The sequence below is a fragment of the Shewanella sp. Isolate7 genome, from assembly GCF_022398425.1.
In the GTDB taxonomy this organism is placed as follows: Bacteria; Pseudomonadota; Gammaproteobacteria; order Enterobacterales; family Shewanellaceae; genus Shewanella.
In genome coordinates, this window is sequence record NZ_JAKEVJ010000001.1 from 64479 (window position 1) to 86838 (window position 22360).

The window sequence follows — 22360 nt, forward strand, 5'->3', positions numbered from 1 at the left end:
CTAATACTTAAGTCGATGGCCGTAAATGCCGACTTTGGCCTTAACTGTGATATGTTGGCTTGAATAACAAAATAAAAGGAGTGAGCCGGGATGGCGAGATAAGCTCCTGAAAAGATAGGATAAGTGACAAATGTTCCCTAACTGGCTTTTGGTCGCCATCAGCATCAGCTACATCGGCCTGCTGTTTTTAATGGCGTTTCTGGGTGACAAGTACCGCGGCAAGTGGTTTTCCGGGCAGCACACCATCATCTACTCCCTGTCGCTGGGGGTCTATTGTACCTCCTGGGGCTTTCTCGGCACCGCCGGCCAGGCCGCCAACAACTCCTTTGCCTATCTGCCCGTCTATATTGCGCCTATCTTACTGTTTATCTTCGCCTGGCCCTTTATCCAGAGGGTGATCCGCGTCTGCCTCAAGCTCAACATCACCTCTATTGCCGACCTGCTGGCGGCCCGATTCGGTAAATCGCCGCTGCTGGCGGTGGTGGTCACCTTCGTCGCCCTGTTTGGCACCCTGCCCTATATCGCGCTGCAACAGAAGGCGATCGTCAACTCCTATGAGATCTTACGGCAAGACCATCTGCTCTCCTCCTGGCAGCTGGGCCTGGTGGTCAGCCTGATCCTCGCCGGTTTCACCATAGTGTTTGGGGTGCGGGCCATCGACGTGACCGAGCGTCATCCGGGCATGATGCTGGCCATCGCCTTCGAGTCTCTGGTGAAGCTCATCGCCTACCTCACCATAGGCATCTTCGTCTCCTTCTTCCTGTTCGACTCCCCCATGGAGATCTGGCAGAAGGCGACAGAAATCAAGCCGATAGCAACCGAGTTTACCTACCCTAACTTCATCTCGCTGTTTGGCCTGCTGATCATAGTGATGTCGGCATTTCTCTGTCTGCCACGTCAGTTTCAGGTGTTGATCGTCGAGCTGAAATCACAAAAACATGTGCTCTGGAGCCGCTGGACCTTCCCCCTCTATGTGCTGGTGTTTGCCTTCTTCGCCACCCCTCTGGGTCAGGCGGGCAACATCCTCTATGGCGACTCGCTGCAGAGCGATGCCTATGTGTTGTTTCTGCCGGTATTCAGCGGTGATATCTGGCTGGGGCTGTTTAGTTTTCTCGGCACCATCTCGGCGGCCAGCTCCATGGTGATCATCTCCACCATCGCCCTGAGCACCATGCTGAGTAACGAGATAGTCTTCCCCACACTATTTAAGATCAACAACATACAGAGCAACCACTTCCACAAGTTCCGCTCGCACCTGCTCAATATCCGCAAGGCGCTGGTACTTTTGGTGATCTTCCTGAGCTATGGCATGTTTCTCATCGCCCCGCCCGATACCCTGGCCTCCCTGGGTGAGGTGGCCTTCGGCGCCATCGCCCAGATAGGTCCGGCGCTATTTGCCGCTTTCCTGTGGCGCCGGGTCACGCTGATCGGCGTGTTGGTGGGGATCTCCAGTGGCTTCGCCCTCTGGCTGGTGCTCAACCTGCTGCCACAGCTCGGTCTCTATGGCCACCCGTTTGCCGGTAGCGGTTATTCGATGACGACTATGTCGACCTTGCTGGGCCTGTTTGTCAACGTGACGGCCATCTGGCTGGTTTCCTCCTTTACCCGCCAGAGCGTGCACGAGCAGATGCAGATAGGTCACTTCATCGAGCGCCCAGAGCTCGACAAGGCGCTGCCCGAGGTGCCTAAACATGTGAACCCCACCGAGCTTGAGCTACTGGTGGCCCGCTTCGTCGGCAAAGATAAGGCCGCCCAAGGCTTCTACTCCTTCTTCTCCTGTCAGCCCCAGCCAATTCAGGACAAGAACGCCCATAATCAGGCGCTTATCTTCTTTACCGAAAACATGCTCGCCAGCGTCATGGGCTCGGCCTCGGCGCGCCTGGTGCTCTCCTGCGCCCTCCATGGCCGCGACATCGCCATCGAGGATGTGGCCCAACTGGTAGAGGAAGCCTCCAGCCATCGCAAGGAGTTCAGCCGCAGCGTGCTGCACAGCGCCATCGAGAACGCCAGCGAGGGGATATCTGTCATCGACAAAGATCTCAACCTGGTGGCATGGAATCAGCAGTATCTCAGCCTGTTTAACTATCCGGATGACCTCATCTACATCGGCTGTCCGGTGAGGCAGCTGATTGAGTACAACCTCAAATTTGGCAAGGGTTATGTACCTAACTTGGATGAGCAGATTGAGCGACGCCTCAACTTCCTACGCCAAGGCAGCCGCCACAGCACAGAGCGCATCCAGCCCGACGGTAAGACGATCCGTATTCAGGGCAACCCCATTCCGGGCGGCGGCTTCGTGATGATCTTCTCCGACATCAGCATGTACCGCGAGGCTGAAAAACTATTGAAAGAGAAAAACTTAGATCTAGAAGCCAGGGTGTTTGAGCGCACAAAGCGCCTGGAGCAGGCCAACCTGCAGCTGGCTAAATCCAACGCCGAGCTGGCCGAGGCCCTGCAGAAGGTGGAGCAGGCACACCAGAAGAAGAGCCAGTATCTAAAGGCTTGTAGTCATGATCTGCTACAGCCTCTGTCGGCGGCACGCCTGTTCTCCTCCGCCTTTGTCCAAGGGGGTCAGCTGTCGAACAAGCAGAAGCAACAGATCGGCTATATCGACAACGCCCTGCAGGTGGCCAACGAGCTGCTGCTGGATCTCAACGAGGTGTCGCGCATCGAGGGCGGTACGGTAGTGCCCGAGATCACCGAGTTTGCCCTGCAGGAGGTGCTCGACTCTCTGGTAGAAGAGTTTAGCGCCATGGCCAGTACCACAAAGGCTGAGTTCAAATGCATCAAGACCAAGCTCTGGGTGCGCAGCGACAAGGTGCTGCTCAGACGCATCTTACAGAACCTCATCAGCAACGCGTTTCGCTATGCCGGTGGCGGTCGCATCCTGCTGGGCTGTCGCCGCCACGGCGATACCATCGCCATCCAGGTGGTGGATGATGGCCCGGGGATCCCGGATGACAAGCAGGCGGTGATCTTCGAGCAGTTTACCCGTTTGCAGCACTCGGGCCACGAAGGGGTCAACGGCCTGGGACTCGGGCTCAATATCGCCCAGGGCCTGGCAGAGCTGATGCAGCACAGGCTCACCCTGTCATCTAAGGTCAACCAGGGCAGTATCTTCAGCCTGAACCTGAACGCCGTCACCCCGAAACTTGTCGAGGAGCACGCCAGCCAGCCGGATATTCTCACCCTCAACGGAGTACATGTACTGTGTGTCGATGACGATCCGAACGTGCTCGCGGGCATGGAGGAGCTATTGAAGGGCTGGAAGTGTCAGGTCTATACCGCCTCCTCGGCGCAGCAGGCCAAGGCCTGTGTCGGCCAGTTTGCCAGTAAGATAGATATTGTGCTGATGGACTATCAGCTGGAGAACAATCAGAACGGCCTGGATCTCATGGCCGAGCTGCAGGCCATGTCCAGCCGCCCCATCCCGGCGATTCTGATCACCGCCACCATAGACGAAGAGGTGGTGCAGCGCACCAAAGAGTTGGGCTATGGCTATCTGCGCAAGATCATCAAACCCATCGCCCTGCGCGCCGTGATGAGTGCCACCCTGGCCAACAGCCTGCACAACAACTACTCGGCGCAGCCGAGCCCCCACTTTAACCTGGTAGACCCACTGACCGACTAACGAAAACGCCCCGCACCTGAAATCTACAGATGCGGGGCGCTTCAAGCTAGCTCAAACTGGGCCTATTGGTCCTGAACTTCTGTGGCTAAACCTCTTCCACTTCGGCGGTCAGCGGCGTCTTATCCAGGTAGAGCTGACTCATGGCGATCACCGCCTGGGTGCGGGTGTGTACCCCGAGCTTGAGGAAGATAGCGCTGGCGTGGGCCTTGATGGTTGCCTCCGACAGACCCAGTTCATAGGCGATCTGCTTGTTGAGCAGGCCATCGGCGAACATCATCAAGATCTTGTGCTGACGCGGCGACAGGCTGGCTATCTTGCTGCTCATGCTGTCCAGCGTCACCGCGCTGAGATCCTCACAGCCCGGCGGCGTCCACTGGCGTCCGGCCATCACGGCATTGATCGCCTTGACCATCTGCTCGACCGGCGAGGACTTGGGAATAAAGCCCGCCGCGCCGAAAGACATCGCCTTACCTACTGTGACCTTATCCTCCTGGCCGGAGATCACCACTATCCCGATATGAGGATAGCTATTACGAATATTGACGAGTGTGTTGAATCCATGTGCGTTAGGGATGTTCAGATCCAATAAAAGCAGGTCTGCATCCTGGTGCTGGGTTAAGATCTCATCCAGTGCCGTCACCGTCTCCGCCTCGAACAGCAAAGGCTGATCAAACTGGGTGGTTAGGGTGTTTACGAGTGCTTGTCTAAACAGTGGATGATCATCAGCTATTATTATTTTTAGTGGCTGTAACATTTTTGATCCCTCATATGTACTCATTTCCAGTCTACGCGAACCTTAGAGATTATCAAACAGGCCCAAAAGCCGTAGCCGAGGAACCACTTGTCAGTTAACATTTACATTACAACTAGATAGCGGCATAAATTTGCTAAAGCCCATCCTCGGCAGTGGCGTCAATATAGACTTATTATCTAGGTCAGGGCGCTATTATTTGTGCTAGAGATGGCGTATTGAGGAGATGGTCGGCGCTTAATGGTCCAATAACGGCCCATGGCTCGCACCGAAATGCCCCATGATTTGCCGAGAATCATCTATAGGCGCTGGCTTGAACATATCACACGGCTCACATATTCTAATCAATATCAGCCACGAAAATCATCGCCAAAGCGCTGGGCGAGACAGTACGCCTGGTCACTGTTAGCAAGAAGCATAATAGCGCTTCAAGACAATAAGAAAATCAATAAGTTAAATCCTAACGCACGACAACAGAAACCATTTAGAGGGAACGCAGTTGCCAGATAAGACAGCATTGGTATTAGGAGGCGGTGGTGCGCGCGCCGCTTACCAGGTCGGGGTACTCAAGGCGATAGTGCAGTTCTATCCCCGTAACCACGGCGTGCCCTTTAAGATCATCTGCGGCACCTCTGCTGGCGCCATCAACGGCACCTCGATTGCCACCCACGCCTCCTGTTTTCACCTCGGCGTACGTAAGCTAGAGTGGGTCTGGCGCCACTTTAACACCCATAAGGTGTACCGCTCCTCTTTCGGCGGCATCTTCTCCCACCTGGCACAGATGGCGCTGATGGGACTACAGGATGTGAAGATCAATACAGAAGCCGGTAGCCTGTTCGACAACCAACCCCTGAGAAATCTGCTGAACAACCTGATTAATTTCGAGCGGATCGATCGCAACATTGCCAATGGCGCCCTGCACGCCCTTAGCGTAGACACCTCCTGCTACAACTCGTCGCGCTCGGTGAGCTTCTTTCAGGCCGCCAAAGAAATTGAAGACTGGAACCGTGCCCGACGTGGCGGCCAGCGCACCCATCTGCATACCGAACACCTGCTTGCCAGCTCCGCCATCCCCCTGGTATTCCCCTCAGTGAAGCTCAATCGCGGCTACTACGGCGACGGCTCTGTGCATCAGCTGGCGCCCCTGAGCAGCCCGATCCATCTTGGGGCAGAGAAGATCATGGTGATCAACTTAGAGAGTCCCCACAAGCAGGTACATAAGGAGTTCGAACATCATCCCAAGACGGCAACCATAGCCGGTCACCTGCTCGATACCATCTTCTCCGACACCCTCAACAGCGATCTCGAGCGATTGCAGCGGATCAACGGCACCATAAACCTGATCCCCGAGGAGCGCCGCCATGAGGCGTCGCTCAAGAACATAGACACGCTGGTGATTAAACCCAGCGAAGATCTGAGTCTGCTGGCCGCCCAGCACTATCATGAGATGCCCCTGGCGGTGAAGCTGCTGCTAAGGCTGATCGGCATCAACCAGCAATCGGACTCGAGTATCGTCTCCTACCTGCTGTTCGAGCAGTCATACTGTAGCGCGCTGATCAACTTAGGTTATCAGGATGCCATGTGTCAGATAGATGAGATCAAGGCCTTCTTCGAAATCCCCTAGACCAGATTAGCAAGGTGTTGCCCAGACTCGTCAGCGCTATCCGATGAACAGCCTGAGGTGTGCTGGCCGAGAATGACCTGACTGGCACATTCGGCCCATAGCCGATAGCTGCTGGCGCTGGGGTGAAAGCCATCGCTGGCCAGGGCATCACTCGTCAACGGCAGCCTTAGCGGCAAGAGCTGGCAGGCATTCTGGTCGCGGCAAAACTGTTTTAAGGCCTGATTAAATCGCGCCTCTCTTCTTTGCAACACACCGGCCAGAGGCTGAGCAAAGCCGGGAAAGGCCCCCAGGGGGGGCAGTGGCGTCAACAGCAGCCTGGCACCCGGCGAGTCCTGTAACAGTCCCTCAATTAGCGCGCGGGTCGCGCTCAGCCAGCGCTGCACGCCTATGGGCGAGAGTAGATCGTTGACCCCCAGGGAGATAAGAATAACGTCGACCCGAATCGGTTCTTGCCGGATAAGGCTGAGCGTCTGGGGCGTCGTCATCCCCGACTCGGCCAGCAAGCGCCAATGCAGGCGAAAGTGGGGCTGCAACAGCGCCGTCAGCTGACCACTCAGGGCTTCATCCTGACGGGTCACGCCAACTCCTGCGGCGGCTGAATCGCCCAGAATTAATAGCCTAAGCGGCGGTCCCTCCCCCAGCTCGCCGCAGCGTGCGCCTTTGGGCTCGGGCAACCTGGGAGTGCGCCACTTGACCCACAGGGCCTGCATCAGCAGCAGCGGAGAAAATACCAATAACAGGCTTGCTCGCATCATAGGCTTGCCACCGCTTTAGCCCTGAAGCAGATAGTGCTCGGCCTTCTCGATACGCCGCGGCTTACCCAGGATGATCAATATATCCCCCGGGCGGATCAGCCAGTCCAGCTCGGGGCTTTCCACCTCGGCGCCGCTACGGCGCACCGCCCTCAGCTCCACCCTCAGCTTTTCCCAGGGAATAGCAGAGAGTGGCTGCCCTACCACCTGGGCCCCCTTAGGCAGGGCGACGGCGTGCAGCAGCTCCAGGGTAAAGTCTGTCTCCTCGCCGGAGAAGAAACCATGCAGATATTGGTAGTGATTGCGCCGCTCATACTCGAGGCGCTTGAGGATGCGGGTCAGAGGCACGCCGCACTGATAGAGCACCTGAGACACCAGCATCAGGCTGCCCTCTAAGGTCTCGGGGATCACCTGACTGGCGCCGGCTTCCTCTAATGCCTCCATCCCCTCATCGTCACGGGTTCTGACTAAGATCTTGGCCTCGGGCGCTAGCTGACGACACAGGGGCAAGACCTCATCGAGCACATGACTGCTGGTGAAGGTCAGCACGATCAACTTGGCCTGTTTAATCTGCGCCTGCTTGAGGATCGCCCGCTTGGCCACATCGCCAAAATAGACAGGCTCGCCAGCCCGGCGCGCCTCGGTCACCCTGGTGGGGTCCCTGTCGAGCACCAGATAGGGGATCGCCTCCGTCTTCATGAAGCGTGCTATGGTCTGCCCTACCCGGCCATAGCCCAAGATCAGCACCAGGTCGCTACTCTGCTCTGGGATCGGAATGGTTTCATTGCCACCCTGCTTGATGGACTTGACCCCATGCAGGCGCCTGGCGATATCCACGCTGTGGCGCACCAACCAGGGCGCTACGGCCATGGAGAGTACCGCCACCATCACCAGCTTAGTGCTGACGGTGATCCCCAGCAGCTGATAGTTGACCGCCAGCGCTAGCACCACGAAGCTGAATTCCCCCACCTGCGCCAGGCTGATGGCGGTTGCCACCGAGGTACGAAACGACTCCTTGGCGGCCCTGAGTAGGCCAAAGACGATCAGTGCCTTGGCGATGATCACCGCCACCACCAGCAGAATCACTTGCCACCAGAAGGTGATCACCAGGCTAAAGTCGAGCAGCATGCCGATAGAGATAAAGAAGAGCCCCATCAGCAGATCCCTGAAGGGACGAATATCTGCCTCCAGCTGGCGTTTATATTGGCTCTCACCAAGCAGCATACCGGCGATAAAGGCCCCCAGTGCCATGGAGAGACCAAGCCACTGAGTCAAGGCGCCTGTCACCAAGGCCACGACCAGGGTTGAGAGCACAAATAGCTCGTTGGAGCGCGAGCGGGCCACCTCGTCAAACACCTTAGGTAGCGCCCACTTACCCACGGCCATCAGCGCGACAAAGGCCAGTACCCCTTCGCCCATGGCCAGCAGTATCTCATGCCAGCTGAGCATCTCACCGTCAGAGGCCAGCAGCGGCATGAGGATCAGCAGCGGTACCACAGCCAAGTCCTGAAACAGCAGCACACTGACCGACAGCTCCCCGTGACGCCGTCTGAGCCAGCCGCGCTCGTTGAGTAACTTCAAGACGATGGCGGTAGAGGAGAGGGCGATGGCCGAGCCCACCACGATAGACTCGCTCAGATTAAGCCCCATCAACATGCTGATGCACATGGTTAAGACGGCAGTCACGAACACCTGGGCGCTACCCAGGCCAAACACTGTACGGCGCATGGCCCACAACCTGGGCAGAGAGAATTCGAGGCCGAGAGAGAACATCAAGAGCACCACCCCCAGCTCGGCCACCGAGTGGATCTGCTGCTGGGTGAACCAGTTGAACGCAGAGGGGCCACTGATCACCCCAGTGATCAGATAGGCCAGGATCGCCGGCAATCCCACCCGCCTAAAGAGGGCGATCGCCACTATGGCCATCATCAACATCAAAAGGATCTTAACCAGTATGCTGTGTTCCATTAACGCTCCATTCTACTTGCGCCGCCCTCAATTAAGCCTGCGCCAATTCGCCCCGTGGCGCGACCTCATAGTGTCAAGTTTATTGTCACAGTCAAAATACTGTCATCATCCAAGTTACCGCTACCTCAGACTAACTCAATGACAAATATAGACAAAATCATCATTTAGTATTAGGCACGATTTTTGCTTTATATAATCTATCTCGGGTCCGTTACATTGTGGAGTAAAGATTATGGACTTTGCCTTAGCGACAGAATTTTCGTTTGACGAATATCGCTATCAGCCAGATCACCATCACAATACAGTCGGTGCGCCTAACCTGGTCACCGTCATGCAGCAGCTGCATGAGAGCCTAGATCCACGGACGGTATTTGCCTGCTACGGCAAACTCATGGGACAACACTTGCCTGTGCAGGGAATCACCCTGTGCTATAAAGAGTATCAGCTAAGCTGGGGCGGTGAGCAAGGTTTACTAATAAAACAAAACCTTAGCCATGATGGGGTGAGCATCAGCATCGCCTATCGTCTGTCGGCGCCGCTGATCAAGCCACAGACAGAGCTGCTGTACCAGTTGCAGTCGCTGTTGCTGAGCCCTCTGGTGAACGCCATCGCCTACCAGCAGATGGCGAGACAGGCAATGCACGACTCACTCACCCAGCTTGGCAACCGCCGCTACTATGAGCAGAGTCTCAAACAGGTACTGGCCCGCGCTCAACGCCACGGCAACGCCATCACCCTGGTGGTGCTGGATCTCGATAACTTCAAGAGTCTCAATGATAAGTATGGTCACCTAGTCGGTGATGAGGTGCTGAGTCAATTCGGCCAGACGCTGAGTCAGGCGATTCGCGACAGCGATCAGGCCTTTCGCATCGGCGGGGACGAATTTGCACTGCTTATCGAAGGCGATGCCCAGGCGGCAAGCGTGCTGTGTGAACGTATCCTCGCCATGATGGAACACGACAGCCTGCTGAATAAGTTTCAGGTGCAGACCAGCATAGGCGTGGCTCAGTGGCAGCTAGGTAATGAGCCCGAGACCCTGTATCTCAGGGCAGACAAGGCCCTCTACCAGGCCAAGGCGGCGGGACGTCGCTGCTACCGCGTCGACTAGCAAGCGAAACAAGCTAACTCAGCTAAAATCGTGGCGAAAATCGAAGTGAAAATTGTATCAAAAACTAGGCACGCGGCAGCAAAGGACGCCGCCGTGTGAGTCCTATCCCGGCGTTAGGCGAGGCTAAACTGCCAGCCGCCCTCACCCTCAGCCGCCAGATAGCGTTTATCCACCCAGAGCCCAACCGCGGCCACTAAGTGTTCGCCTGCGAAAATCAGCGGGATCCGCCCGCGCTCCCAGGGCGGCACGGCAAACTCTTGCCACAGCTTCTTCAGCTCCCGCCCCTTGTCTCGCCCATGGGGGTGACAGCGCAGCGCGCCCGGGGCGCCAAAACGCAGCGTCATCTCATCACCTTTCAGACACAGCCGAGGCCCAGTCATGCCCCACTTCGCCACTAACTTGCTGTGGCTATCGAGGGGCCAGCTTAGCTCGTTCGCCCCTTGGGATAGTGTGTCAAGGCTCAGGTCTGACAAGACTTGCTCGCACCTGGGCTCAACCTCGACAGGGTCCAAATAGAGGGATCGCTGAAAACGTCTCAGCACCATAGATTTGATACGAATCGCCACCTGCGCATCGGCCTTGGCCTCGAACTGCGCCAGAATATCGGCAAGCTGCGCCGCCGAGGGCAAGGCGAAACCACTATGTTCGATAAAGCCCCGCAGTAGATGGGGGCGCCAGCGCTTGGGTTCTTGCGCCAGCACGCTGAGATCCAGCACAGGTTGCCGACTATAGGGCACTGACATCAGCATAGCGGGTAAGCGAAGACTCACCTCCTCGTCGATAAGCGCCTGCTGCTCGGCGCACAGCTGCGCGCTGCGACTCGCCGTGGCGGCAAAGGCCGGCCAGCGCGCCGTGAGGGTCGGCAGCACTTCATTTCGTAAGAAATTACGGTCGAAGCGACTGTCCTGGTTACTCTCATCCTCGATATGCTCAAGCCCCAGTGCCTTAGCAAACGCCTCTATCTGGGCGCGGGAACAGGTCAGCATCGGCCTGAGCAACAGATTATCTGGGGTAAAGGCCTGCACCTCTCCCATGGCCGCCAGCCCCTTGGGCCCAAGGCCACGCTTGAGCGCCAGCAATAGGGTCTCGAGTTGATCGTCCTGATGATGGGCGGTAAGCAGAATATCGCCAGGGGCCAGCTCACTTAACAGCGCGTCGTACCTCGCCTCGCGAGCCGCCGCCTCCAAGCTGATGCGGGCGCCGCTGGCTACGGTCACCGATTTAACCACGATAGGCAAACCATAGTCATGGGCGCGGCGCTCACAATGAGCCTGCCAGGCGCCAGCATTGCCGCTTAGGCCATGATGCACATGCACCAAAAGATAGTGATACTCGGGATGCACCTTGGCAAAACGGCTCAGCCCATAGGCAAGCACCTCTGAATCGACGCCGCCACTGTAAGCCAGCACTAACTTAGTGCCAGACTCAGGTGCGACACGCGCCAGCAACTGGGTCAGTGCCGCAGTCGGACAGAAGCTATCCTGCGCCATCTAGAAGAGGATCCTTACCTTGTCTGAGCCGGTCAGTGTCTCCAGCGCCAGCATCAGCTCGTCGGTCGGGTTGACCCGCCACTCATCCCCCAGCCTGAACTGGGCCTTGGCGGTGGGCTGAGCATAGTTGATCACCAAAGGTACACTCCCCGCCTTCCAGGGCTCGACAGCTTGTTGGAACTGGCTGAGCCACTCCGGATTGATGCTCTCGCCATCCAGATCGACCTCTACCGCGTGGGCGAAGTGACTGCGCGCCTCGCCCATGTCGATGATGTTACGGGCCGTCATGCGATTGCCGCCGGAGAAGTCGTCGAAACTCACCTCTCCTTCGACGATCAGGATCCTGTCTTTCTCCAGCAGTTCGCCAAATTTCTCAAAAGCCTCGGTAAACAACATCACCTCGAGGCGGGCACTCTTGTCATCCAGCGTCACCAGGCCCATCTTGGAGCCGCGTTTGGTCATCATCACACGGGTAGCCACCACCAGGCCTGCGGCCTTGGTTGTCTTGCCCCGCTCGGTAGGATGCACATCCTTGAGCCTGCCCGAGGTATAGTGCTTCAGCTCCTTGAGATACTGATTGATGGGGTGACCGGTGAGATAGAGGCCCAAGGTCTCCCGCTCGCCTTCGAGCCACACCTTATCGGGCCAGGGGGTGCACTGCACAAACTGCTGCTTGTTATCTTCCGGCTCGCTGTTGAGCAGACCGAACATATCGTGCTGACCAATCGCCTCGGCCTTGGCGTGCTGATCCGCGGCGCGTATCGCCTCTGGCAGAGTCGCCATCATGGCGGCGCGGTGCGGCCCCAGGTTATCCAGGGCGCCGGCGCAGATCAGTTTTTCGATAACTCTTCGATTGAGCTTCTTGAGATCGACCCTGGCACAGAAGTCGAACAGATCCACGAATGGACCGTCTTCACGGGCCTTGAGGATCGATTCCACCGGCCCCTCACCCACGCCCTTGATGGCGCCGATGCCATAGACGATGTTGAGGTCGTCATCCACGGTGAAACGGAACAGGCCCTTGTTGACGTCCGGCGGAAGCAGCGGCAAGCCCATGCGCTCACACTCGTCCACCAGGGTGACGATCTTGTCTGTGTTGTCCATATCCGCCGACATCACCGCCGCCATAAACTGCGCCGGATAGTGGGTCTTGAGCCAGAGGGTCTGGTAGGAAACCAGGGCGTAGGCGGCCGAGTGCGACTTGTTGAAGCCGTAACCGGCGAACTTCTCCACCAAGTCGAAGATCTTCATCGCCAGCTCGCCGTCGACACCGTTCTTCACCGCCCCCTCTTCGAAGATGCTACGCTGCTTGGCCATCTCCTCGGGCTTCTTCTTACCCATAGCACGACGCAACATATCCGCGCCGCCCAGGGTGTAGCCCGCCAGTACCTGGGCGATCTGCATCACCTGCTCCTGGTAGAGAATGATGCCGTAGGTTGGCTCTAGGATCGGCTTGAGACTCTCGTGTTGCCACTGTTGATCCGGATAGGAAACCTCTTCACGACCGTGCTTACGCTCGATGAAGTTATCTACCATGCCCGACTGTAGCGGCCCGGGACGGAACAGGGCCACCAGTGCGATCATATCTTCGAAACAGTCAGGCTGTAGTCGCTTAATCAGGTCTTTCATGCCGCGGGATTCCAGCTGGAATACGGCGGTGGTCTCATAGCGCTGTAGCAGACGGAAGGAGGCCGGATCATCCAGCTCGATCGCCTCGATACGCACCGGCTCTTTGCCCTGCTTCTCGAGGTGCGGATTGATCATCTGCAGCGCCCAGTCGATGATGGTCAGGGTCCTCAGACCCAGGAAGTCGAACTTCACCAGCCCCGCGGTTTCCACGTCGTTCTTATCGAACTGGGTGACAGGGTTGTGGCCCTCGGCATCACAATAGAGCGGCGCAAAGTCGGTGATCACTGTCGGGGCGATCACCACGCCCCCGGCGTGTTTACCCGCGTTACGGGTGACCCCTTCGAGCACCCGGCACATGTCGATGAGATCTTTAACCTCTTCGTCGGCATCATAGGCCTCGGGCAGCGCCGGTTCGGCCTCGAACGCCTTGGCCAGTGTCATACCGGGCTCTGCCGGGATCATCTTAGAGATGCGGTCGACGAAGCCATAGGGGTGACCCAGCACACGGCCCACGTCACGCACCACGGCCTTAGCCGCCATGGTACCGAAGGTGATGATCTGTGACACGGCGTCGCGGCCATAGAGGTCGGCCACGTGATCGATCACCTCGTCGCGTCTGTCCATACAGAAATCGACGTCGAAGTCGGGCATGGAGACACGCTCAGGGTTAAGGAAACGTTCGAACAGCAAGTCGAATTCCAGCGGATCCAGGTCAGTGATCTTAAGGGCGTAGGCCACCAAAGAACCCGCCCCCGAACCACGGCCAGGACCAATCGGGATGCCGTTGTCCTTACCCCACTGGATGAACTCCATCACGATAAGGAAGTAACCAGGGAACCCCATGTTATTAATTACGGTAAGTTCGACATCAAGGCGCTCGTCGTACTCGCCTCGGCGCTCGGCCCGCTCGGCCTCCTCTGGGAAGAGAAACTCGAGACGCTCCTCGAGCCCCTTCTTAGAGACCTCAATCAGGTAATCTTCGATGGAGAGATCACCTGTGGGGAAATTCGGCAGGAAGTATTCCCCTAGTCTCACCGTCACGTTGCAGCGTTTGGCAATTTCGACACTGTTTTGCAGCGCCTCGGGGATATCGTCAAACAGCTCACACATCTCATCCTGACTGCGGAAATATTGCTGCTCGCTGTAGCGACGCGGCCGTCTTGGGTCTGCCAGGGTAAAGCCATCAGAGATAGCCACACGGATCTCGTGGGCCTCAAACTGCTCCGGCTGTATAAACACCACCTGATTGGTGGCCACCACAGGTAGCTCTTTCTCACCCGCCAGCTCGACGGCCATATGCAGGTAACGCTCCTCGTCGGGGCGGCCGGTGCGGATCAGCTCGAGATAGTAACGATCTGGGAAATGGGTTTGATAGAAGGCGACCAGGGAATCCACCTGACCGCGGTTCCCCTTGAGCAGCGCCTTGCCCACGTCGCCATCTTTGGCGCCCGAGAGCAAAATTAGCCCCTCGCTGTAACGTTCAAGCCAGGCCTGGTCGATCACCGCCCTGTCTCTCACATGGCCACGCAGGTAGGCGTCGCTGATCAGCAGGGTGAGGTTCTTGTAGCCCTCGTTGTTCATCGCCAGCACCGTGATAGCGCAAAACTCGTCCTCGAAGCCCGGCACCAGCATGAAGAAGTCACAACCGACGATGGGCTTGATGCCTGCGCCGTGGCAGCCGCCATAGAACTTCACCAGACCACAGAGGTTAGTGTTGTCGGTCAGGGCCAGCGCGGCCATCTGATCTTCACTGGCCTTGGCGAGAATAGGTTTGACCTTGGCCAGGCCATCAGACATGGAAAAATCACTGTGTACGCGCAGGTGCACGAAACGAGGTTCTGACATATGGAGGTTCTAATTTAGTTAGCTAGTTTTCTAATATTTGTGCGGCGAACTACTCTCTTGAAAGAATCACCTTGAAAGAGTCGCCTTGAAAGAGTATCAGAGTCACACACAGGGCACCAGTTAATGGCGCCCCGGCGCATCGACTCAACAGGCGTCGAGACGCTCCTTGACCGGCCTGAAGCTCCTGCGGTGCTCGGCCAGGACACCATGGACCTCGAGCGCCTCAAAATGGGCTTTGGTGGGGTAGCCCTTGTGCTTGGCAAAGCCATACTCTGGATAACGCTCATCCAGGGCTTCCATCTCCCTATCGCGCACCACCTTGGCAACAATCGATGCGGCGCTGATGGCGGGGATCAGGCCGTCGCCCTTGATCACCGCGTGGCCCTCTAGGGTGGCGTCCTCGAAAGTGGGTACCCGATTGCCGTCGATAAGCACCCTATCGGGTCTGGCACGCAACCCAGCCACGGCACGCTGCATCGCCAGCATGGTGGCATGTAAGATGTTGAGCTCGTCAATTTCGCTCGGCGAGCAGCGCCCGACGCTGACATCCAGCGCCTTGGCCAGGATCTCCTCAAAGAGGGCGTCGCGCTTCTTCTCCGACAGCTTCTTGGAATCATTGAGTCCTTCGATGGGAGTGTTAGGGTCCAGCACCACGGCGGCGGTGACCACATCGCCCACCAAGGGGCCGCGGCCCACCTCGTCGACACCGGCGTAGAAGCCACTACATAGCTCATCCACCTGCTGCGGGGTGATCTGCTTATAGATTGCCATTATTTTATCTCCCCTAGTTGGTCTCGATGAGTTCGATGACGGCCTGAGCGGCACGCGCACTGGCGTCACACCTCAACTGCTGATGCAGGGCCATAAAGGTCGCCATCAAGGGCTTATGATCGCCATCGAGCTGGTTTGCGACAGCCTCGGCTATCTTGTCTGGCGTACAGTCGGCCTGAATCAACTCAGGAATGATCTCCTTGCCCGCCAGCAAATTAGGCAGCGAATAGTGAGAGATCTGCATCATCCCCTTGGCGATGCGATAGGTGATAGGCGACACCCGGTAGGCGACCACCATGGGGCGCTTCACCAGCATGGCCTCCAGGGTCGCCGTGCCTGATGCGAGCAGAATAGCATCCGCCGCGGCCATCACGGTGCGAGACTGTCCCTCCACCAGATGGATGTCGAGATCCGGCGCATGGGTCTTAAGCGCCTGCTCAAACTGGGCGCGGCGCTTGGCATTGACCAGTGGGGTGACAAATTTAAGGTCCGGGTAGCGCTGACGCAATTTCACCGCCGCCTGCACGAAAGGCTCGGCCAGCTGCTTGAGCTCACCGCCGCGAGAGCCGGGTAAAATGGCGAGGTATTCATCATGAGGCGCTAACCCCAACTGCTCGCGGGCGCTTAATTTATCGCTTTCCAGCGGAATATCGTCTGCCAGGGTATGACCGACAAAGGTGCAAGGCACATTGTGCTTGTCGTAGAAGGCCTTCTCGAAGGGCAGCAGCGACAGCACCATGTTAGTTGCCTTGGCGATCTTGAAGATCCGCTTAGGGCGCCAGGCCCAGACCGAAGGGCTGACATAGTGGACCGTCTTGATCCCCTGGGCCTTGAGTTTCAGCTCCAGGCCGATATTGAAGTCGGGGGCATCGATACCGATGAAGCAATCGGGCTTTAGGGCGGTGATCTCGTCGATCAGCGTCCTGCGTACCTTGAGCAGGCGTGGCAGGCGCGACAACACCTCGACCAGCCCCATCACGGCCAGCTCTTCGAAAGAAAACAGGGATTCAAACCCCAGGGCATCCATCTGTGGGCCACCGATACCGACGAAGCGGGCATCCGGGTATTGCTGTTTCAAGGCCTTGATCAGACCGGCGCCGAGAATGTCGCCAGAAAACTCACCCGCCACCATGGCGAATACTTTTTGATTGCTCTGATTCATCTTCTGTTACTTGCTTATACCAATCCGAATAAAAAACTGAACGTTCTAGCTTGTTAAAACACTCGATAACGACATTAGTATTTTAAATTGTAGAATAACGACTTATCTAAAAATCCTGACTTGTTCTCAAGCCTTTTCTAGCGCTAATTCTGCTCACTTACTGTAATTGGTATTACTGAAAATAAAAAAGCCCGTGAATACGAGCTTTTCTTCGATAACTAATACCGATTAATACCGATTAATACCGATTAACCCAACCGATTAGCGAATAATGCCTCGGCTTGAGTTGACCACAAAGTCCATCATCAGCTTAACCTGCTCATCCTGGGCATCCTGGGCATCCTGGGCATCCTCACCCAAGGCGGCAACCGCTTCTTCTACCGTCAAGCCCTTACGATACAAGGTCTTGTAGGCACGGCGTACCGCTAACTGGCTCTCCTTGGAAAAGCCACGGCGTTTCATGCCTTCGCTGTTCAGACCCCTTGGGATGGCTGGCTGACCCGATGCCATCACGAAGGGTGGGACATCTTGAAGGATCAACGAATATCCCGCAGTAAAGGCGTGGGCCCCGATATGAACAAACTGGTGCACGCCTGTCATGCCACCCAAAATCGCCCAGTCGCCCACATGGACGTGACCTGCGATAGAGGCATTGTTGGCCATGATCACATTGTTACCCACCACACAGTCGTGGGCGATATGCACATAGGCCATAAACAGGTTGTTAGAGCCGATACGGGTCTCGCTGTTATCCTGCACCGTGCCGCGATGTATGGTGACAGACTCACGGATCACATTGTTGTCGCCGATAATGAGTCGGGTTGGCTCGCCAGCATATTTCTTATCCTGGCAATCTTCCCCCACAGAGGCGAACTGGAAAATACGGTTACCCTTACCGATAACCGTAGGGCCCTTGACCACCACGTGAGAGCTGAGATGACAATCGTCGCCGATCTCGACATCTGGGCCGATGTAGGTCCACGGGCCTATGGTAACATTGTTACCGATTTTGGCATCTGGGTGTACAAATGCTAACTTATCAATCACTTGGAAATCTCTCTGCGGGCACACATGATCTCTGCCGAACAAACTAGTTCGCCATCAACCTTAGCTTCACCTGTGAAGACGCCAATCCCGCGGCGTTCTTTAATCATCTTAACTTCAAAATGAAGTTGGTCACCTGGCTCGACCACGCGCTTGAAGCGGGCGTTATCGATACCGGCAAAATAGTATAAGGCATCGCTAGATGGCTCATCGCTCATGGTTTTAAACGCTAACAGACCGGTTGCCTGGGCCATGGCCTCAAGGATCAATACGCCTGGCATAACCGGCGCCACAGGAAAGTGTCCCTGGAAGAATGGCTCGTTGATGGTGACATTCTTGATCGCATGCAGTGTTTCACCTGGCGTAAAGTCGAGGACTCTATCGATCAATAAAAACGGATACCTATGAGGTAGAAACTTTAGGATCTCTTTGATATCCATCGTATTTAATTGATTTGACACTCAATAACTTCCTTAGCTGCCCTCGGGCAGTTAATCATCTGAATTAACGTTTTTTTCAAGCTGTTTCACGCGTTGGAACAACTCATCAAGTTGTCTGAATCTGACGGTATTACGTCGCCACAACTTGTTTTCCATCGCAATAGTAGCAGAAGAGTATACACCAGGCTCACGAATAACACTCGTCACATTAGTGCCACCCGAGACATGGGTACCGTCGGCAATCGACAGATGCCCGGCCACTGCACTGCAGCCGCCTATGATACAGTATTTACCTATGTTACAGCTGCCGGCGAAGGTCGAACCGCCTGCCAGCGCGGTGTTTTCACCCACAATAACATTGTGGGCTATCTGCACCTGGTTGTCGATGATCACGCCATCGTGGATCTCGGTATGATCCAGCGCGCCACGGTCGATACTGGTACAGGCGCCGATCTCGACACGATTGCCGATACGCACACCACCGGTTTGTGGGATCTTGATCCACTGACCACGCTCGTTGGCATAACCAAAACCATCAGAGCCGATCACTGTGCCAGAATGCACAATACAGTCTATGCCCAGATGCACGTCGTGGTAAATCGTCACATTGGCCCAGAGTATGGTATTTGAACCTATGATGACATCCTGCCCTAGCACACAGCCTGGGCCTATCTGCACATTTTCACCTAAGATGACGTTGGCGCCGATCACCGCATTGGCACCTATGGCGACACCTTCACCCAACTGGGCACTAGGGTCGATAACCGCACTAGGGTGAATGGCCTCGGCGGCCTTAGGCGTGGTGTCGAGCAGCTGGGCGACTCTTGCGAATCCCACATAGGGGTCGGCTAACACTATGGCATTGCCGTTGTAATGCTCTGCCATCTTGGGCGAGAGCAACACGGCAGAGGCTGCCGTGCCTTCTAGCTGACTCTGGTATTTGCTATTTGCTAGAAAGGAGATCTCCCCCGCCTGAGCCTTCTCCAGCGTGGCGACACGGTGAATAGTCACCGTCTCGTCACCCTTGACCTCGGCATTTAGATGGGCGGCGATCTCACTTAGGGTATAACTTGTCATCAATGCTTAGCCTTTGCTCAGAGCTTCAACCACTTTGCTGCTGATATCTGATGTAGGCTTCACGTAGATCACGGCGCCGCGCTGTAGCACTACGTCATATTGCTCTTTCTCGGCGATGGTGCTGATGGCTTTCTGAACCTTAACCAATAGCTTGTTTTGCTCTTCACCGTTACGACGACGCATATCTTCGTCTAGCGCCTTCCCCTTAAGCTGTAGCTCAGCCTTGAGGGACTCCATCTTACGCAGCATCTCAGTCTTCTGAGTTTCACTCATCAGCGCCGCATCGCGTTGCTGCTTCTCTAGCATGCCGCGAAGCTCGTCCTGCATCTTCTGCACGCCAGCCACACGATCACCGAACTCGGTTTTCAGTGTCTTGCTGACTTCTTCGCGCTGTGGTAGCTGCTCAAATACCGCCTGCATATCGACTACGGCAATTTTTTCAGCTTGTGCCGCAATAGGCGCACCCAACAAAACCAACACCATCATTGCGCGATTAAACATCTTATTCAAAATAAACTCCTTATAATCAGCAAAACTTGCCGATGACTTTTTATTTAAATTAGTTCTACTTTAGAAAGTTTTACCAATGTTGAACGAGAAGATCTCTGTGTCATCATCTTCATATTTTTTGATTGGCCATGCAAGACTAAATACCATAGGCCCCATGGGCGACAACCATTGCACGCTCATCCCCGCCGAGGCGCGGATGCGCCCTGGGTCTGAATAGTCCGACAGCTTGTCAAACTGCTCAGCCGGCAGGAAGCGATAGGCGTCATAATCGAACTCGGTATCCCAGACGTTACCCGCATCGACGAAGAAGCTGGTACGAACCGAGTTGGTGTAGGCCTCATCCAGGAATGGGGTTGGCACTATCATCTCGACACTCGCCGTGGCAATGGCATTACCACCGATAGAGCGACCATCACTTACCGTGACACGGTTAGGATCGCCAGGCAAGGTACAGCTATCGCCGGCAGGATCCGGCGAGCAAGGCTCGCTGCCACGATACAAGTAGAATGAACGTGGGCCGACAGAGTTAGACTTGAAGCCACGCAGTGAGCTGCTACCACCCGAGTAGTAGTTCTCCCAGAAAGGTAGGATCTGGTCATTGTCGTTAAACTGACCGTAACCGTTACCATAACCCAGGCGCGCCTTAGTCAGGAGCACGAAGCTGTGACTACGGTTGATCGGCAAGTAGAAGCTGGTATCGAAATCTGTCTTAAAGTACTGCAGATCCGAGCCAGGTACCGTCATCTTACCGCTCAGGCGCTGTGATGAGCCGTCAGTTGGGAAGGTACCGCGGTTAAGCGTGCTGCGGTACCAGCCAAGGGTCAGCTCGAAGTTATCGAACGCAAGGTCGGCGTTAGGATCGTTGGCATCACGGTAGATGTTGTAGAAACGCAGGGCCTGCTCGTAGGCCGAGATCTCCGAGATACTGTTGTGACGATAACCTATACCACCGTTGATACGGTTGTATTCGTTGATCGGGAAACCGGAATTCAGCGAAATACCGTAAGAGCTGTTCTTATAGCGCTCAAGGTTCGCTTCCTGAGCGTCAAACTCGTTCCAGTAGATGCTACCACCCAGGCTCACCCCATCTTTAGTGAAGTAAGGATCTGTGTAGTTGATGTTGACGTTCTTGGAATACTTGTTGGTATTGAGGTTGATCCCCGCCTGGTTACCCGTACCGAGGAAGTTACTCTGTTGCACACCAAACTGCAGGCTCAGTCCCGACTCGGTACCATATCCCACACCCGCGTTGAACGAGCCAGATGGCTGCTCCTTCACGGTAAAGTCAACATCCACCAGGTCATCAGTGCCCGGTACCTGAACTGTCTGGGTATCGACGGTTTCGAAGTAACCCAAACGATTCAGACGCGCCTTGGACTGTTCGACCTGAGCCGAGTTCAGCCAGGCACCTTCCATCTGACGCAGCTCGCGGCGCATCACCTCGTCTTTGGTCACCTGGTTACCGGTAAAGTTAATGCTACGCACGTAGACACGCTTACCCGGCTTGATGTTGACGTTAAGCGCGACCTCTTTGGTCTCATCATCAATCTCAGGATAGGTCTTCACCTCAGGATAGGCGTAACCGAAGCGGCCCAGATACTTGCCGTACATCTCTTCGGTAAAGGTCACATCCGCGCCGTTATAGGTATCACCAACCTTGATCGGCAAGATCTTCTCCATCACCTCTTCGCGTCCCATGAGGTCGCCAGTCAGGTTAACTTCCTTAACCTTGTACTGCTCACCCTCATCGACGTTAATGGTGATATAGAGACCCTTACGGTCAGGCGTCATCGCCACCTGAGTCGAGGTTACCTCGAAACGGATATAACCACGGTTATGATAGAAGGTCTTGATGGTCTCAAGGTCGGCCTGCAGCTTCTGCTTCTGATAGCGACGCTCGCCAAAGAGATCCCACCAGGCCACATAGTCTTTCAGCTCCAGCATGCCGATAAGCTCTGCATCGCTAAAGACTGTGTTACCCACCACGTTGATCTGGCGAATCTCTGCCGCCAAACCTTCGGTAAACTTAAACTTCAACTCGACACGGTTACGTGGCAGGTTGATCACCTGCGCTTCCACCTTGGCGCCATATTTACCTACGCCATAGTAGAAGTCCTGCAGACTCTTCTCGATGCCGCTAAGCATGGTGCGGTCGAGTGACTCACCCGACTTGACGCCACTGCCGTCGAGACTCTCTTGCAGCTGCTCGTCCTTAATATCTTTGTTACCTTCGAAGGTCACCACGCTGATGGTAGGTCTCTCTTTGACAGTCACCACCAAGACACTGCCGTCGCGACTCACCTCGATATGCTCGAAGTTGGTCGAGGAGTACAGGCTCTTGATCGCCTGCTGTAGACGCATCTCGTCAACCGTATCCCCTACCTTGATGGGAATATTCAACAAGGCGGCACCCAGCGCGACACGCTGTAATCCTTTAACCTGGATGTCGGTCACTTCAAAAGGCTGGAATGTATCGGCCCAACCCTTCCCTGATAAAGACGCACCGACTAATAACATCGAGGCAAAAATTTTATTCAATCTCATAGAGCGCTTCTAAT

15 protein-coding genes are annotated in these 22360 nt (G+C 55.8%); 3 read left to right on the forward strand and 12 right to left on the reverse strand.

Going from position 1 to position 22360, the window contains the following annotated elements:
- The first annotated feature begins 130 nt into the window (after positions 1-130).
- Positions 131-3631 (forward strand): PAS-domain containing protein, encoded by a 3501-nt coding sequence (locus tag L1D47_RS00245; protein WP_239882100.1) that lies wholly within the window; start codon positions 131-133, stop codon positions 3629-3631.
- Between the two features lie 85 nt (positions 3632-3716).
- On the opposite strand, the gene L1D47_RS00250 is transcribed toward L1D47_RS00245, so the two are convergent.
- A complete protein-coding gene (locus L1D47_RS00250) occupies positions 3717-4385 on the reverse strand; it encodes a response regulator transcription factor (RefSeq protein WP_041509294.1) in 669 nt (222 codons plus the stop codon).
- Between the two features lie 496 nt (positions 4386-4881).
- Between L1D47_RS00250 and L1D47_RS00255 the strand changes: the two genes are divergently transcribed.
- Positions 4882-6006 carry a patatin-like phospholipase family protein gene (locus tag L1D47_RS00255; protein WP_239882101.1) on the forward strand — a complete coding sequence of 375 codons (1125 nt, stop codon included), beginning with the start codon at positions 4882-4884 and terminating at the stop codon, positions 6004-6006.
- On the opposite strand, the gene L1D47_RS00260 is transcribed toward L1D47_RS00255, so the two are convergent.
- Positions 6003-6761 (reverse strand): SGNH/GDSL hydrolase family protein, encoded by a 759-nt coding sequence (locus L1D47_RS00260; RefSeq protein WP_239882102.1) that lies wholly within the window; start codon positions 6759-6761, stop codon positions 6003-6005. The genes L1D47_RS00255 and L1D47_RS00260 overlap by 4 nt on opposite strands.
- A gap of 15 nt (positions 6762-6776) precedes the next feature.
- The gene (locus L1D47_RS00265) at positions 6777-8726 is read right to left on the reverse strand and encodes a monovalent cation:proton antiporter family protein (RefSeq protein WP_239882103.1); all 1950 of its coding nucleotides are present in this window, start codon (positions 8724-8726) and stop codon (positions 6777-6779) included.
- 232 nt (positions 8727-8958) lie between these two features.
- Here L1D47_RS00265 and L1D47_RS00270 point away from each other — a divergent pair, with 232 nt between their 5' ends.
- Positions 8959-9834, forward strand: a complete 876-nt coding sequence (locus tag L1D47_RS00270; protein ID WP_239882104.1) for a GGDEF domain-containing protein — start codon at positions 8959-8961, stop codon at positions 9832-9834.
- A 113-nt stretch (positions 9835-9947) separates the two neighbouring features.
- Here the strand turns inward: L1D47_RS00270 and tilS are convergent, their stop codons facing one another.
- From tilS to bamA, 9 genes are all read right to left on the reverse strand, one after another.
- Complete coding sequence (tilS, locus tag L1D47_RS00275; RefSeq protein WP_239882105.1) at positions 9948-11324, reverse strand: tRNA lysidine(34) synthetase TilS; 1377 nt, start codon at positions 11322-11324, stop codon at positions 9948-9950.
- Positions 11325-14798, reverse strand: a complete 3474-nt coding sequence (dnaE, locus tag L1D47_RS00280) for a DNA polymerase III subunit alpha (RefSeq protein ID WP_239882106.1) — start codon at positions 14796-14798, stop codon at positions 11325-11327.
- Between the two features lie 144 nt (positions 14799-14942).
- Positions 14943-15569, reverse strand: a complete 627-nt coding sequence (gene rnhB, locus L1D47_RS00285; RefSeq protein ID WP_239882107.1) for a ribonuclease HII — start codon at positions 15567-15569, stop codon at positions 14943-14945.
- Positions 15570-15582: 13 nt separating this feature from the next.
- On the reverse strand, positions 15583-16731 hold the full coding sequence (lpxB, locus tag L1D47_RS00290; protein ID WP_239882108.1) for a lipid-A-disaccharide synthase: 1149 nt from the start codon (positions 16729-16731) through the stop codon (positions 15583-15585).
- A 261-nt stretch (positions 16732-16992) separates the two neighbouring features.
- Positions 16993-17778 (reverse strand): acyl-ACP--UDP-N-acetylglucosamine O-acyltransferase, encoded by a 786-nt coding sequence (lpxA, locus tag L1D47_RS00295; RefSeq protein WP_239882109.1) that lies wholly within the window; start codon positions 17776-17778, stop codon positions 16993-16995.
- The gene (gene fabZ / locus L1D47_RS00300; RefSeq protein ID WP_041509285.1) at positions 17775-18236 is read right to left on the reverse strand and encodes a 3-hydroxyacyl-ACP dehydratase FabZ; all 462 of its coding nucleotides are present in this window, start codon (positions 18234-18236) and stop codon (positions 17775-17777) included. The genes lpxA and fabZ overlap by 4 nt, the downstream gene beginning before the upstream one ends.
- A gap of 30 nt (positions 18237-18266) precedes the next feature.
- Positions 18267-19292 (reverse strand): UDP-3-O-(3-hydroxymyristoyl)glucosamine N-acyltransferase, encoded by a 1026-nt coding sequence (gene lpxD / locus L1D47_RS00305; protein ID WP_239882110.1) that lies wholly within the window; start codon positions 19290-19292, stop codon positions 18267-18269.
- A 6-nt stretch (positions 19293-19298) separates the two neighbouring features.
- Positions 19299-19793, reverse strand: coding sequence for an OmpH family outer membrane protein (locus L1D47_RS00310; RefSeq protein ID WP_239882159.1), 495 nt, complete (start codon positions 19791-19793; stop codon positions 19299-19301).
- Positions 19794-19862: 69 nt separating this feature from the next.
- Positions 19863-22346, reverse strand: a complete 2484-nt coding sequence (gene bamA, locus L1D47_RS00315) for an outer membrane protein assembly factor BamA (RefSeq protein ID WP_239882111.1) — start codon at positions 22344-22346, stop codon at positions 19863-19865.
- Between the last annotated feature and the right edge of the window lie 14 nt (positions 22347-22360).

Excerpts from the sequence above, each read along its gene's own strand:
- tilS (WP_239882105.1), bottom strand. The coding sequence starts at position 11,324 with ATGGCGCAGGATAGCTTCTGTCCGACTGCGGCACTGACCCAGTTGCTG.
- L1D47_RS00260 (WP_239882102.1), bottom strand. The coding sequence starts at position 6,761 with ATGATGCGAGCAAGCCTGTTATTGGTATTTTCTCCGCTGCTGCTGATG.
- bamA (WP_239882111.1), bottom strand. The coding sequence starts at position 22,346 with ATGAGATTGAATAAAATTTTTGCCTCGATGTTATTAGTCGGTGCGTCT.
- L1D47_RS00250 (WP_041509294.1), bottom strand. The coding sequence starts at position 4,385 with ATGTTACAGCCACTAAAAATAATAATAGCTGATGATCATCCACTGTTT.
- L1D47_RS00270 (WP_239882104.1), top strand. The coding sequence starts at position 8,959 with ATGGACTTTGCCTTAGCGACAGAATTTTCGTTTGACGAATATCGCTAT.
- L1D47_RS00265 (WP_239882103.1), bottom strand. The coding sequence starts at position 8,726 with ATGGAACACAGCATACTGGTTAAGATCCTTTTGATGTTGATGATGGCC.
- rnhB (WP_239882107.1), bottom strand. The coding sequence starts at position 15,569 with ATGGCAATCTATAAGCAGATCACCCCGCAGCAGGTGGATGAGCTATGT.
- L1D47_RS00310 (WP_239882159.1), bottom strand. The coding sequence starts at position 19,793 with ATGTTTAATCGCGCAATGATGGTGTTGGTTTTGTTGGGTGCGCCTATT.
- L1D47_RS00245 (WP_239882100.1), top strand. The coding sequence starts at position 131 with ATGTTCCCTAACTGGCTTTTGGTCGCCATCAGCATCAGCTACATCGGC.
- lpxB (WP_239882108.1), bottom strand. The coding sequence starts at position 16,731 with ATGAATCAGAGCAATCAAAAAGTATTCGCCATGGTGGCGGGTGAGTTT.
- dnaE (WP_239882106.1), bottom strand. The coding sequence starts at position 14,798 with ATGTCAGAACCTCGTTTCGTGCACCTGCGCGTACACAGTGATTTTTCC.
- lpxD (WP_239882110.1), bottom strand. The coding sequence starts at position 19,292 with ATGACAAGTTATACCCTAAGTGAGATCGCCGCCCATCTAAATGCCGAG.